Genomic DNA, 12,851 nt, shown 5'->3' on the forward strand with positions numbered 1-12,851 from the left:
TTCCTGCACTTCCCCACCACGAAGGAGATTCCCATGCCCAGCACCACCGTTGCCGTCGGTTCGTCCATCGGCCTGCACGCCCGTCCTGCAGGGATCATCGCCGAGGCCGTGGTCGCGGCCGGTGTCCCCGTGACCCTCGCGGTCGACGGCGGCGAGCCCGTCGACGCCGGTTCGGCCCTGATGATCATGACGCTCGGCGCAGAAAAGGGCACGCAGGTCACGATCTCGTGCGATGACGACGCGGTCCTCGCGCAGGTCGCGGAGCTGGTCGCCGCGGACCTCGACGCCTGATCTCAGCCGCGGTCGCGGCGTCTGATCTCGGCCGCGGTCGCGGCGTCTGATCTCAGCGGCGGGCGCGGCGCCGGACGACGAGTCCGAGCACCCCGAGGGCGATGACTCCGGCGGCCACGCCCGCACCGACGACCGGCAGTGCCGCGGGCGACATCTCGTCCGCGGCATCGTCGTCCGCGGGTGCGAAGAGATCGGTCGCACCGCGACGGATACGGATCGGTGGATTCTCCGTGCCTGCCGCGCCGCGCTCGGACGCGGTGACCAGGTCACCGTCGGCGGTGAATGCGACGGCTTCGCCCTGCGGTTCGTCCGGGACCGGGACGCGGAAGCGCGGACCGGCGACCAGAGCGGACGCGAGATCGCCGTCGGGGACGTGGAACAGGTAGACGTCGGTGTAGGTGCGGACCGCCGCGACCGTCCCGTCGGCGTTGACCGCACCGCCGGTGATCATCGAGGAGGACGCACCGGGAATGGGACCGCCGGGGGTGTCCGACGGTCCGAGTGCCAGCGACCCGACCCTCTCGAGGGGGGCAGGTCCCGGCACGGGGAGGCCGTCGATCGTGAGTCCGCGTGCGGGCCGGTAGACATTGCTCGAGCCGAACAGCGCCTTCGTCACGATCACAGGTTCGCCTGTCGCGGAGACGAGCACGGTCTCGGCGTCGCGGGGACCGTCGGGATAGGTCAGCCGGTGCAGATCTCCCTGCCCGGTGTCGGGGTCGAGGGAGATGAGCGCGATCGTCTCGCGGACGCGGGTGTTGTCGCCGAGATCCCCGAGCCACAACCGGCCGTCGGGCCCCGCGGCGAGATCCTCGACGTCGTAGGGATCGACGGGCGACGGAACGCGTTGCAGCACCGAGCAATCGTCGTCGAGTTCGACGATGCGTTCGTCCTCCCCGGCATCGGGCGTCGCGAACAGCCGGTCGCCGATCGTCGCGAGGCCGGACAGTTCGGTGAGCACGGGATCGTCGGGGGTACACAGCATCTCGGTCGGCAGATCCGCGACCGGAATCCCGGTGTCCTGCGCGCCTGCGTGCGAGACCGGCACGAACGCCGCGACGGCAGCGAGCAGCGCCGCCCGGCGTACGACCCGCATCAGGCCGCGAAGTCGACCAATGCCGACGCCAGCGCTGCCGGCACCTTCGCGTGCACCCGCGTGCCGTCCACCTCGTGCTCGGACGACAGGATCTGACCGTCCGAATGGATGCGCGCGAGCAGATCACCGCGGGTGTACGGCAGGAGCAGCTTCACCTCGACGTCGGGATCCTCGAGCAGACCCGCGAGCTGGGTCTGCAACTCCTCGACGCCCACGCCGGTGTGCGCGGAGACGAACACCGCGCCGGGGATCGCGCTGCGCAACTGCGTCAGGGTGACCGGGTCGGCGGCATCGATCTTGTTGACGACGATCAGTTCCGGCGGCGGCGGTGCGTCCGATTCGCGGAGTACCTCGGTGACGACTTCGCGCACCGCCTTGATCTGCTCGGTGGGCATGGGGTCGGAGCCGTCGACGACGTGGAGCAGCACATCGGCGTCGGCGACCTCCTCGAGAGTCGACCGGAACGCCTCGACCAGCTGGGTCGGGAGGTGCCGGACGAAACCGACGGTGTCGGTGAGCACGTACTCGCGGCCGTCGGGCAGCGCCGACCGGCGGGTCGTCGGGTCGAGGGTCGCGAACAGTGCGTTCTGCACCAGGACACCGGAGCCGGTGAGCTTGTTGAGCAGGCTCGACTTACCGGCGTTGGTGTATCCCACGATCGCGACGGACGGGATCTTGTTGCGCAGACGCCGGGTGCGCTTGGTGTCGCGCGCGGCCTTCATCGCCTTGATCTCGCGACGGAGCTTGGCCATCCGCTCACGGATCCGGCGACGGTCGGTCTCGATCTTCGTCTCACCGGGACCGCGCAGGCCCACACCGCCGTTGCTGCCGGCACGTCCACCGGCCTGCCGCGACATCGATTCGCCCCAGCCACGCAGACGCGGGAGCATGTACTCCATCTGTGCGAGGGAGACCTGTGCCTTGCCCTCTCGCGAGGTGGCGTGCTGGGCGAAGATGTCGAGGATCAGCGCGGTCCGGTCGATGACCTTGACCTTGACGACCTTCTCCAGCGCGGTGAGCTGGGCGGGGGTGAGTTCGCCGTCGCAGATCACGGTGTCTGCGCCGGTGGACAGGACGATCTCCCGGAGTTCGTCGGCTTTGCCGGAGCCGATGTAGGTGGAGGCATCGGGCCGGTCACGACGTTGGACCAGGCCTTCGAGGACCTCGGAGCCCGCAGTCTCGGCGAGCGCGGCCAGCTCGGCCAGGCTCGCTTCCGCCTGGGCGGCCGTTCCGCCCGTCCAGACACCGACGAGCACGACACGCTCGAGTCGGAGCTGGCGGTATTCGACCTCGGTGATGTCCTCGAGTTCGGTGGACAGACCGGCCACACGCCGCAACGCGCTACGGTCTTCGAGTTGCATCTCGCCGACGGACGGATCCTCGGCGGTCCAGCCTCCGGATGCGTCGTACGCGGTCGGAGTGCTGTCATCTGTGGTTGCGCGATGCATGCGCTGTGTGTTCGTCATACACCTCCATGGTGTCACGAAGCCCGAATCGGTGCATTCGAGTTTTTCTGCCGCATCCGCGCGGGGGGTACCCAAGTGCGCGCCGGCCGGGCCGAGCGGCGCCGATCAGATCGGCGCCGACCACCAGGTGTCGTCGAGTTCTCCCGTCGCGACCAGCACAGACGGCCCGCGCAACCAGGCGCGACCGTTCTCTATGCGCACCTCGACCGAGCCACCGGGGATCCGCACCTGCACCGCGCCGTCGGATGCGCCGTCGAAGCGCAGGGCCGCAGCAGCCGCGGCCACCGTGCCGGTTCCGCACGAGCGGGTCTCCCCCACGCCGCGTTCGTGGACGCGCATGTGGACCGTCCCGGCCGCGATCGGGGTCAGGAACTCGATGTTGACCCCGTGCGGGAAGAAGCCCGGGTCGAAGCCGGGCGAGGTGAGGTCGAGACCGGCAAGGCTCGTGTCGTTCAGGTGCGGGTCCACGCACGCGAGGTGCGGGTTGCCGACGTCGATGCCGATGCCCGGATAGACCCGCCCGTCGATGGTCGCCGCCGACTCGCCGAGGGTGCGCACCGTCCCCATGTCCACGGTCACCTCGCCGAGGACCGGTCCTGTCTCGTGCACGGTGACGGGCTTGCCTCCCGCCCGGCTGCCGACGACGAACTCGCGGCGGTCCTCGAACCCGTGCGCGGTCAGATAGTGCGCGAACACCCGCACACCGTTGCCGCACATCTCGGCGATGGATCCGTCGCCGTTGCGGTAGTCCATGAACCAGTCGTCGGCGTCGGTGCCCTCGGGCAGTTCTCCGAGCGCGCCGGCCGACACCAGTGCCCCGGCCCGGGCCACGCGGAGCACACCGTCGGCGCCGAGCCCGCGACGCCGGTCGCACAGGGCCGCGATCCGGCCTGCGTCGAGGTCCAGGCGGGCGTCGGGATCCGGAAGGATCACGAAGTCGTTCTCGGTTCCGTGCCCTTTGCTGAACTCCATGCGCGCTACCTTATCGGGCTGGTGAGGCCGGTGATGTGCGTGCGTCCCGGACGGCCCGCAACGCGACGTCGAGCAGGTGGGGGTCGGCGCCGTCGAGCCAGTGGATGCGCGGGTCGCGGCGGAACCACGAGCGTTGCCGTCGCACGTAGCGTCGGGTCCCGATGAACGTCCGCTCGCGTGCGTGGTCGAGGTCGTACTCCCCGTCGATGTACGCGAGCACCTGTGCGTAGCCGATCGCGCGACGTGCGGTGACGCCCTCGTGCAGCCCGACTTCGAGGAGTCCGTGCACCTCGTCGACGAGGCCGCGTTCGAACATCAGGTCGGTGCGCCGCGCGATGCGGTCGTCGAGTTCGGCGGTGTCGCGGTCGACGCCCAGGATCACGGTGCCCCAGCGGGGCTCACCGATCGTCGGCTGCGACGCCGTGAACGGTTGCCCGGTCAGCTCGACGACCTCGAGCGCGCGGACCATGCGGCGGCCGTCGGTGGGCAGGATCGTCGCCGCGGCGGCGGGATCGGCGCTCTGCAGCGCCCGGTGGACCGCGGCGGGCCCCTCGGTCTCGAGCACCGCCTCCCACTTGGCACGGACCTGCGGATCCGTCGCCGGGAACTGCCATTCGTCGAGCAGTGCCTGCACGTACATCATCGATCCGCCGACGACGATCGGGAGGCGGCCGCGGCCGAGGATCGCCTCGACGTCGGCGATCGCGGCCTGCTGGTAGCGGGCGACCGTCGCGGTCTCGGTGACGTCGAGGACGTCGAGTTGATGGTGCGGGATCCCGCGACGCTCGTCCGGTGCCAGCTTGGCCGTCCCGATGTCCATCCCGCGGTACTGCTGCATCGCGTCGATGTTGACGATCTCGCCGCCGAGCGCTTCGGCGAGGTCCAGTCCGAGATCGGACTTGCCCGTGGCGGTGGGGCCCACCACCGCGATCGGTACGAGCGTGTCGGCGGGACCGGTGCTTTCTGCGCTCACGGTGTCCAGATCCCCACGTGGTAGCCCACGCCGTAGGGCGCGGCGGAGTAGGTGACGGACGCCGAGCGCGGGCGCGCTCCGAGGGTGGCCGCCAGGACGTGCCAGGCAGCGCGGCCGGTCAGCTTGATGTCCGAACACAGGTCGGGGTCGAGCGCCGCGAGCACCTCCGTGTCGCCGGCGCCGAGCGCTGAGGCCAGGGCCGCCTCGACCTCCTCCGAGCGCGGATCGTAGGCGCCGGGCGCCTTGGCGGTGAGGGTCGTCGCTCCGTCCGCGACGACGAGCAGTGCTCGCGGCAGATCGTCGCGGTCGAGCTGCGCACGCAGGTCGCGGCCGAGATCGGCGCAGTGGGCGGCGTCGGCGTCGGCGGCCACCACGTGGGTCGTCACGTGGGTGCCGGGTGCCGTGCGGTCGCGGATCCAGCCGGCCACCAGCGCGGTCAACGCGAGCGCGGGATCGGGTTCACCGGCGGCCTCAGGACCGAGCTGCACCGTGACGTCGACACCGAACCCGAGGAAGGTTCCGCGCGCGGTGGAAGGAACGGTCTGTTCGGCCGTCTCGGCTCCCACGACCACCCATTCCGCGGCACCGGACAGGCTGCGACCGACCTCGAGAACCGCCTCGCGCAGATCGTCGGTCTCGGAGACGGCGAGACCGGTGAGCTCGGGGACGAGCAGCGGTGGGGACGGCACGAACGCCGCGGCGGTCAACACATCGGCAACCGTAGTCCACCGGACCCGGCGCCCTGCATGGACACGACCTGTTTCAATAGTGAGCGGACACGATCGCGGAGCCCCGGGATCGACCGGCGGTAGACCCATGCGACCAGGCAGCCGTGCCGCGCGGCAGAGATGAGGTATCGATGAGCGACCCGAACGCACAGGACCGAACCGGCGAGTCGACGCAGGAGCGGACCCCGCGTCCCGGTCCCGCCACACCCCGAGCCCATGCTGCGACGCCCGGCCCCGCGGGCCGAGAGAACGGCAGTTCCACCGCAGCACCCCCGAAGCCGCATCCCGTCGCGGCCCAGACGCACCCCCACGTCCCGGCGGTGCCCGCGAGCGATCCGAGTCGGTTCGGACGCGTCGACGAGGACGGCACCGCATGGGTCCGCACGAGCGAGGGCGAGCGGTGCATCGGATCGTGGCAGGCAGGCGACGCCGCCGAGGGCCTCGCGCACTTCGGACGCCGTTACGACGATCTCGTCACCGAGGTGGCGATCCTCGAGACCCGGTTGACCTCCGGCACCGCCGACGTGAAGAAGACCCGCGCGGCCGCCGAGGCACTGGCCGAGTCGCTGCCGACCGCCGCCGTCATCGGTGATCTCGATGCGCTCGCCGCCCGGCTCACCGCGATCATCGAGCACTCCGAGGAGGCTGCGGCTCTCGCCAAGCAGGAAAAGGAGCGTCGGCGCGCCGAGAGCACGGCCCGCAAGGAGGCCCTCGCGGCCGAGTCCGAGACGATCGCCGCCGAATCCACCCAATGGAAGGCCGCGGGCGACCGGCTGCGCGAGATCCTCGAGGAGTGGAAGACCATCCGCGGGGTCGACCGGAAGGTCGACGACGTGTTGTGGCGTCGCTATTCGAAGGCACGCGAGGCGTTCAACCGGCGTCGCGGAGCCCACTTCGCCGAACTCGACCGCGAGCGCGCCGCGGCGAAGAGCCGCAAGGAAGAACTCGTCGCCCGGGCGGAGGAGCTGCAGAACTCCACCGACTGGGGTGCCACCGCCGCGGCCTTCCGCGACCTGCTCGCCGAGTGGAAGGCGGCCGGACGGGCACCGAAGGACGCCGACGACCAGCTGTGGAAGCGGTTCAAGGGCGCCCAGGACGTCTTCTTCGCCGCACGCAACGCCGCGAACGCCGAGCGCGACGCCGAGTTCGAGGAGAATGCCCGCGCGAAGGAGGCCCTGCTCGAGGTGGCCTCCTCGATCGACCCGTCGGCCGATCTCGAAGGTGCCCGGGCGCGCCTGCGCGAGCTGCAGGACCAGTGGGAGGCGGTCGGCAAGGTGCCGCGCGAGCGCATGCACGATCTCGAAGGCCGTCTGCGGGCCATCGAGAAGAAGGTGCGCGAGGCCGCGGATTCCGAGTGGCGCCGCACCGATCCCGAGGCCCTCGCGCGTGCGGCCCAGTTCCGTGAGCGGGTGCGTCAGTTCGAGGAGCAGGCCGCCAAGGCGACCGCCGCCGGCCGGGCGAAGGAGGCCGAGAAGGCTCTCGCCCAGGCCGCGCAGTGGCGCGAGTGGGCCGACGCGGCCGAAGGTGCCGTCGGCGAGCGCTGACCCCGCGACATCCGAGACGGACGATCCCCCTCTCCCGGTCCGGGAGAGGGGGATCGTCGTGTTCGTGCCGGAGGCGTCAGGCCTCGGGGTCGTCGCGCATCAGGCGGGGCCGCTCGTGCTGTGCTGCGACCTTCCGCAACTCGGCCTCGGCCTCGAGCTGGGCCGAGGTCCGCGCCCACACCACGCGGGCCCAGTGGAAGACGATCACCATGACGGCGAACCAGCCGATCACGAGACCGAATCCCGGTCCCGCGGCGGACGACTCGACGGGCAGGGTCTGGCGCGACCAGATCGCGAGCATGCCGAAGACGATGGTCACCGCCGAGCCGGCCAGGGACACCCACGCCAACGCCCACTTGCGGGTGACGAGCGCGAGAATCGAGCCCAGCCCGGCGAAGACCACTGCGAAGCCGACGAACAGCCGCGACGGCAGACCGATCTCCTCGGTGGTCGCGTCCGGGGCGAAGGACAGCACCTCCCACCCGTTGGCGGATCCGGCGTGGGGCAGGCTGAAGGTCGCCAGCAGGATCAGGACGGCGATCGCGACGAACATCGCCCGGGCGCCCGGGTCGATGTCGGTCGCCACCTTCCGTTCGGCGGCTTCGAGTTCGGCGCGTACGTCACCCGTCGCGTGGTGATCGTGCGGCTTGTCGGTGGTCATGCGTTGCATCCCATCTGAGGCGGCAGCGGGTCGGGGACGCCGATGCTCGGCAGTCCGAGTCCGACACCGATCGGCGGTGTCTTGGGCAACCGGCCCTGTTCGAAGTGGTCGCCCGCACGTGTACGGCGGTGCGTGAGGATCGGGGTGTCCGCGACGAGGTGGTGCGGCGCGGCGTCGCTGACGACGATCGTGATGACGTCGCCGGGACGCACCGCGGTGTCGATCGCGCCCTCGGGACGGAAGTGGACGAGGCGGCCGTCGCGGGCACGCCCGCTCATCCGGGCGGTCTCGGCGTTCTTGCGACCCTCCCCCGCCGCGACGAGCAGTTCGACCTCCGTGCCGACGAGCTTGCGGTTCTCCTCGAGGGTGATGCGTTCCTGCAGCGCGATCAGACGGTTGTAGCGCTCCTGCACTACGGCCTTGGGGACCTGACCCTCCATGTCTGCTGCGGGCGTGCCGGGACGCTTCGAGTACTGGAAGGTGAACGCGCTGGTGAAACGCGCCTTCTCGACGACCTCGAGGGTCTGCTGGAAGTCCTCCTCGGTCTCACCGGGGAAACCGACGATGATGTCGGTGGTGATCGCGGCGTGCGGCATCGCGGCCCGAACCCGCTCGATGATGCCAAGGAAGCGTTCCTTGCGGTACGAGCGGCGCATGGCGCGCAGGATCCGGTCGCTGCCGGACTGCAGCGGCATGTGCAGTTGCGGGCACACGTTGGGGGTCTGCGCCATCGCGTCGATGACGTCGTCGGTGAATTCCGCCGGATGCGGGGACGTGAAGCGCACCCGCTCGAGGCCCTCGATGTCGCCGCACGCGCGCAGCAGCGACGCGAAGGCGCCCCGGTCGCGGGGCTGCTCCGGATCGGCGAAGGACCGGCCGTAGGAGTTGACGTTCTGGCCGAGCAGTGTCACCTCGAGCACGCCCTCGTCGACGAGCGCCTGCACCTCGGCGAGGATGTCACCCGGGCGCCGGTCGACCTCCTTGCCGCGCAGCGACGGCACGATGCAGAAGGTGCACGTGTTGTTGCAGCCGACGGAGATCGACACCCATCCGGCGTACGACGACTCGCGCTTGGCGGGCAGCGTCGAGGGGAACGCCTCGAGGGCATCGAGGATCTCGACCTCGGCACGGCGATTGTGCCGCGCGCGTTCGAGCAGTGCGGGGAGATTGCCGATGTTGTGCGTGCCGAAGACCACGTCGACCCAGGGCGCCTTCTTCACGACCGTGTCGCGGTCCTTCTGGGCGAGGCAGCCTCCGACGGCGATCTGCATGTCGGGGTTGTCATCCTTGACCGGACGCAGATGACTCAGATTGCCGTACAGCTTGTTGTCGGCGTTCTCCCGCACCGCGCAGGTGTTGAAGACCACCAGATCCGGTGACGCGCCGGGCACGGCCTTGGTGAAGCCGGCGTCCTCCAACAACCCCGACAGACGCTCGGAGTCATGTACGTTCATCTGGCAGCCGTAGGTACGGACCTCGTAGGTCCGGGCACCGGTACGGGGGGCTTCTTCGTCGATCAGTGACACGTCTCAGGGTATCTCACCTCGGCGGGTCCCCTTTCCTCGCGCCGACCGCGCGTGCCCCGTCGAGGTATCCGTTACTGCTCGTGCAGTAAAAATCCCGTGACGCGTGCACCGAAGGTGTCCCGAAATGCGAAGTCTCGGGCGTCGGACGGCATAGGGTCTGCAGATATGACATCAGCGGCCGCCGGAACGGATCGTCCGTCCGAGAAGTCGGACACCAGCTCGTCCATGATCTCCATGAACGGGGTGAACAAGCATTTCGGATCCCTGCACGTACTGCAGGACATCAACCTCGAGATTCCGCGAGGACAGGTCGTCATCGTCGTCGGCCCATCGGGTTCGGGCAAATCGACCCTCTGCCGCACCATCAACCGGCTCGAACCGATCGATTCGGGAGAGATCCACGTCGACGGCACCCTGCTGCCGGAGGAGGGCAAGGCACTCGCCCGCCTTCGTTCGGACGTCGGCATGGTGTTCCAATCGTTCAACCTCTTCGCCCACAAGACGATCCTCGAGAACGTCATGCTCGGCCCCCTCAAGGTGCGCAGGATCAAGAAGGACAAGGTCCGCGAGTCGGCGATGCAGCTGCTCGACCGGGTCGGGATCGCCAATCAGGCCGACAAATACCCGGCGCAGCTGTCGGGCGGCCAGCAGCAGCGCGTGGCGATCGCACGCGCGCTCGCGATGAATCCCAAGGTCATGCTGTTCGACGAGCCCACCTCCGCCCTCGACCCCGAGATGGTCCAGGAGGTCCTCGACGTGATGACCTCCCTCGCGAAAGAGGGCATGACGATGGTCGTGGTCACCCACGAGATGGGATTCGCCCGCAAGGCCGGCGACCGCGTTCTGTTCATGGCCGACGGTCGCATCGTCGAGGACACCGATCCCGAGACCTTCTTCACCACACCGAAATCCGATCGCGCCAAGGACTTCCTCGGCAAGATCCTCAGTCACTGACCTGATTCCCGCACCGACGGGCCACCCGGTCCGTCGGACGTAGTTCCGAACCGCACCGGAGGTATTCGATGAAATTGTCCCGCTCCATCCGCCTGGGCATCGGCGCCGTCGCCGTGGCAGTCGTCGCCACGGCGTGCGGTGGCGACGAGACGCGCAGTGTCTCGCAGTCCGCGGACAACGGCACCCTGACGGTCGGTATCAAGTTCGACCAGCCGGGCCTGGGCCTGCGCAACCCGGACGGTTCGTTCAGCGGGTTCGACGTCGAGGTCGCCAAGTATGTCGCCGGTCAGCTCGGTGTGTCCGAGGAGAACATCGAATTCAAGGAAGCTCCGTCCGCCCAGCGCGAGACCCTCATCCAGAACGGTGAGGTCGACTACATCGTCGCGACCTACTCGATCACCGATTCCCGCAAGGAGAAGGTGGACTTCGCCGGCCCGTACTTCATTGCGGGCCAGTCGCTCCTCGTGCGCGCGGACGACACCGAGATCACCGGACCCGACTCGCTCAACGGCGGCAAGCGCCTGTGCTCGGTGGCGGGTTCGACCCCGGCCCAGAACGTGAAGGACAACTACGCGCAGGACGTCCAGCTCCAGGAGTTCGACACCTACTCGCTGTGTGTCGAGGCGCTGCGCAACGGCGCGGTCGACGCGGTGACCACCGACGACATCATCCTCGCCGGCTACGCCGCGCAGAGCCCGGGCGACTTCAAGGTCGTCGGTGAGCCGTTCACCACCGAGCGCTACGGCATCGGTCTCGCCAAGGGCGACGACGAGTCGCGCAATGCGATCAACGACGCGATCGAGGAGATGATCGCCAGCGGTGCGTGGGAGGCCGCATTCCAGGAGACGGTCGGCGCCTCGGGCTACGAGCTCCCGGAGCAGCCGAGCGTCGATCGCTACTGAGTGTCGATCGTCACCGAGTACGGGTACCACCCGTCACGTCCGGCGGTGCGGCCGGTCCGTAATCCCACGGACCGGCCGGACCGTTCCGGACTCCCACCCGTCCCCTCGATCCCGGAGTGACCTGTGGATCTGTTGAGCAAGTACAGCAGCCAGCTACTCGACGCGTTCTGGACCACGATCCAGTTGACCGTCATCTCGGCGATCGGTGCACTGATCCTCGGAACGATCCTCGCCGCGATGCGCGTGTCCCCCATCCCGGTGGCGCGTGCCGTCGGCGCCGCCTACGTGACGATCTTCCGGAACACCCCGCTGACCCTCATCATCATCTTTTGCCTGTTCGGTCTGTCCCAGACGCTCGGCATCAAGCTGGCCTCCGAGTCGTCGCCGACCTTCCTGGTGGACAACAACTTCCGACTCGCTGTGCTCGGCCTGAGCGTCTACACGGCGGCCTTCGTGTGCGAGTCGCTCCGCTCGGGCATCAACACGGTCTCGCTCGGACAGTCGGAGGCCGGCCGCTCGCTGGGTCTGACCTTCAGCCAGAATCTGCGCCTGATCGTCCTCCCCCAGGCCTTCCGCGCGGTCATCGCCCCGCTCGGTTCGGTGCTCATCGCGTTGACCAAGAACTCGACGATCGCCTCCGTCATCGGCGTGTCCGAGGCCTCGCTGCTGATGAAGACGATGATCGAGAACGAAGCGGCCATCTTCGTCGTCGGTGGCATCTTCGCGCTCGGATTCGTCATCCTCACCCTTCCCACCGGCCTGCTCTTCGGCCGGCTCAGCAAGCGATACGAGGTCGCCCGATGAGTGCACACGGAACCGTTCTCTACGACGCACCCGGGCCCCGCGCCAAGGCGCTCTACCGGATCCTGTCGGTGGTCGTGGTCGCGCTCCTCGTCCTGGTCGGCTGGATCGTCTACCGCGCGCTCGACGCCAACGGACAGCTGACGGCCGCCAAGTGGGAGCCGTTCGTCGAATCGTCCAGCTGGACCACCTATCTGCTGCCCGGCATCCGCGGCACGATCATCGCGGCCGTCGCGTCGATCGTGCTGGCACTCGTGCTCGGCACGGTCCTGGGTATCGCGCGTCTGTCCGACCACCGGTGGGTCCGCTGGATCGCCGGCACGATCGTCGAGTTGTTCCGCGCCGTCCCGGTGCTGATCCTGATGATCTTCGCCTACCAGGTGTTCGCCGAGTACCGCGTCTTCAAGTCCGGATATCTCGCGCTCGCGGCGGTCATCACCGGCCTGACCCTGTACAACGGCTCGGTCATCGCCGAGATCGTGCGCGCGGGCATCCGATCGCTTCCGCGTGGTCAGAGCGAGGCCGCCTACGCGATCGGTATGCGGAAGAACCAGCTCATGCGACTGATCCTGCTGCCGCAGGCCGTGACGGTCATGCTCCCGGCGATCGTGTCGCAGATGGTGATCGCGCTCAAGGACTCCGCGCTCGGCTACCTCATCGGCTATGTCGAAGTGGTGCGTTCCGGCCAGCAGCTCGGCGCGTTCTTCCAGAACTACCTGCCGTCGCTGCTGGTGGTCGCGGCGATCATGATCATCCTCAACAGTGCGCTGACACAGTTCGCGATCTGGCTCGAGAAGCGTCTGCGATCCGGGAAGCGGAAGAAGGGTGCCGTGGCGGCCGAAGAGCCGCAGACGATGCCCACGATGTCGGTGCCGGGCCTGGACCTGAGCGGCGAGGGCCGCAAGTAACAGCAGCACTGCGGTTGCGAAGTTCGCAGTCG

Annotated in this window: 13 protein-coding genes; 6 read left to right on the plus strand and 7 right to left on the minus strand. The window is 68.9% G+C overall.

The window, feature by feature from the left end; all coding sequences use genetic code 11:
- Window positions 1-33 precede the first annotated feature (33 nt).
- Window positions 34-291, plus strand: a complete 258-nt coding sequence (locus BLV31_RS15795) for an HPr family phosphocarrier protein (RefSeq protein WP_006551308.1) — start codon at window positions 34-36, stop codon at window positions 289-291.
- A 52-nt stretch (window positions 292-343) separates the two neighbouring features.
- On the opposite strand, the gene BLV31_RS15800 is transcribed toward BLV31_RS15795, so the two are convergent.
- The 5 genes from BLV31_RS15800 to BLV31_RS15820 form a co-directional block, all read right to left on the minus strand.
- Window positions 344-1,384, minus strand: coding sequence for a hypothetical protein (locus BLV31_RS15800; protein ID WP_064060791.1), 1,041 nt, complete (start codon window positions 1,382-1,384; stop codon window positions 344-346).
- Window positions 1,384-2,850 carry a GTPase HflX gene (gene hflX, locus BLV31_RS15805; protein ID WP_006551306.1) on the minus strand — a complete coding sequence of 489 codons (1,467 nt, stop codon included), beginning with the start codon at window positions 2,848-2,850 and terminating at the stop codon, window positions 1,384-1,386. The genes BLV31_RS15800 and hflX overlap by 1 nt, the downstream gene beginning before the upstream one ends.
- Window positions 2,851-2,955: 105 nt before the next feature.
- Entirely contained in the window at window positions 2,956-3,822 is an 867-nt protein-coding gene (gene dapF, locus BLV31_RS15810; RefSeq protein ID WP_006551305.1) for a diaminopimelate epimerase, read from the minus strand.
- 10 nt (window positions 3,823-3,832) lie between these two features.
- Complete coding sequence (gene miaA / locus BLV31_RS15815; RefSeq protein ID WP_064060790.1) at window positions 3,833-4,795, minus strand: tRNA (adenosine(37)-N6)-dimethylallyltransferase MiaA; 963 nt, start codon at window positions 4,793-4,795, stop codon at window positions 3,833-3,835.
- Window positions 4,792-5,505 carry a class III extradiol ring-cleavage dioxygenase family protein gene (locus tag BLV31_RS15820; protein WP_064060789.1) on the minus strand — a complete coding sequence of 238 codons (714 nt, stop codon included), beginning with the start codon at window positions 5,503-5,505 and terminating at the stop codon, window positions 4,792-4,794. The genes miaA and BLV31_RS15820 overlap by 4 nt, the downstream gene beginning before the upstream one ends.
- 149 nt (window positions 5,506-5,654) lie before the next feature.
- Between BLV31_RS15820 and BLV31_RS15825 the strand changes: the two genes are divergently transcribed.
- Complete coding sequence (locus BLV31_RS15825) at window positions 5,655-7,067, plus strand: DUF349 domain-containing protein (RefSeq protein WP_064060788.1); 1,413 nt, start codon at window positions 5,655-5,657, stop codon at window positions 7,065-7,067.
- A gap of 76 nt (window positions 7,068-7,143) precedes the next feature.
- On the opposite strand, the gene BLV31_RS15830 is transcribed toward BLV31_RS15825, so the two are convergent.
- Together BLV31_RS15830 and miaB are read right to left on the minus strand one after the other, a co-directional pair.
- Window positions 7,144-7,737: an Rv2732c family membrane protein gene (locus BLV31_RS15830; RefSeq protein WP_064060787.1), complete on the minus strand. Its 594-nt coding sequence runs from the start codon at window positions 7,735-7,737 to the stop codon at window positions 7,144-7,146.
- Window positions 7,725-9,254, minus strand: coding sequence for a tRNA (N6-isopentenyl adenosine(37)-C2)-methylthiotransferase MiaB (miaB, locus tag BLV31_RS15835; RefSeq protein WP_033096540.1), 1,530 nt, complete (start codon window positions 9,252-9,254; stop codon window positions 7,725-7,727). Before miaB ends, BLV31_RS15830 begins: the two co-directional genes overlap by 13 nt.
- A gap of 225 nt (window positions 9,255-9,479) precedes the next feature.
- Between miaB and BLV31_RS15840 the strand changes: the two genes are divergently transcribed.
- The 4 genes from BLV31_RS15840 to BLV31_RS15855 all read left to right on the plus strand — a co-directional run bounded on the left by BLV31_RS15840 (window position 9,480) and on the right by BLV31_RS15855 (window position 12,819).
- A complete protein-coding gene (locus tag BLV31_RS15840; protein ID WP_174556276.1) occupies window positions 9,480-10,208 on the plus strand; it encodes an amino acid ABC transporter ATP-binding protein in 729 nt (242 codons plus the stop codon).
- Between the two features lie 68 nt (window positions 10,209-10,276).
- Complete coding sequence (locus BLV31_RS15845; RefSeq protein ID WP_064060786.1) at window positions 10,277-11,110, plus strand: glutamate ABC transporter substrate-binding protein; 834 nt, start codon at window positions 10,277-10,279, stop codon at window positions 11,108-11,110.
- 123 nt (window positions 11,111-11,233) lie between these two features.
- On the plus strand, window positions 11,234-11,914 hold the full coding sequence (locus tag BLV31_RS15850; protein ID WP_006551296.1) for an amino acid ABC transporter permease: 681 nt from the start codon (window positions 11,234-11,236) through the stop codon (window positions 11,912-11,914).
- The gene (locus BLV31_RS15855) at window positions 11,911-12,819 is read left to right on the plus strand and encodes an amino acid ABC transporter permease (protein ID WP_006551295.1); all 909 of its coding nucleotides are present in this window, start codon (window positions 11,911-11,913) and stop codon (window positions 12,817-12,819) included. Before BLV31_RS15850 ends, BLV31_RS15855 begins: the two co-directional genes overlap by 4 nt.
- Window positions 12,820-12,851: the final 32 nt, after the last annotated feature.

Origin of the sequence: Rhodococcus pyridinivorans (genome assembly GCF_900105195.1) — a bacterium.
In the GTDB taxonomy this organism is placed as follows: domain Bacteria; phylum Actinomycetota; class Actinomycetes; order Mycobacteriales; family Mycobacteriaceae; genus Rhodococcus; species Rhodococcus pyridinivorans.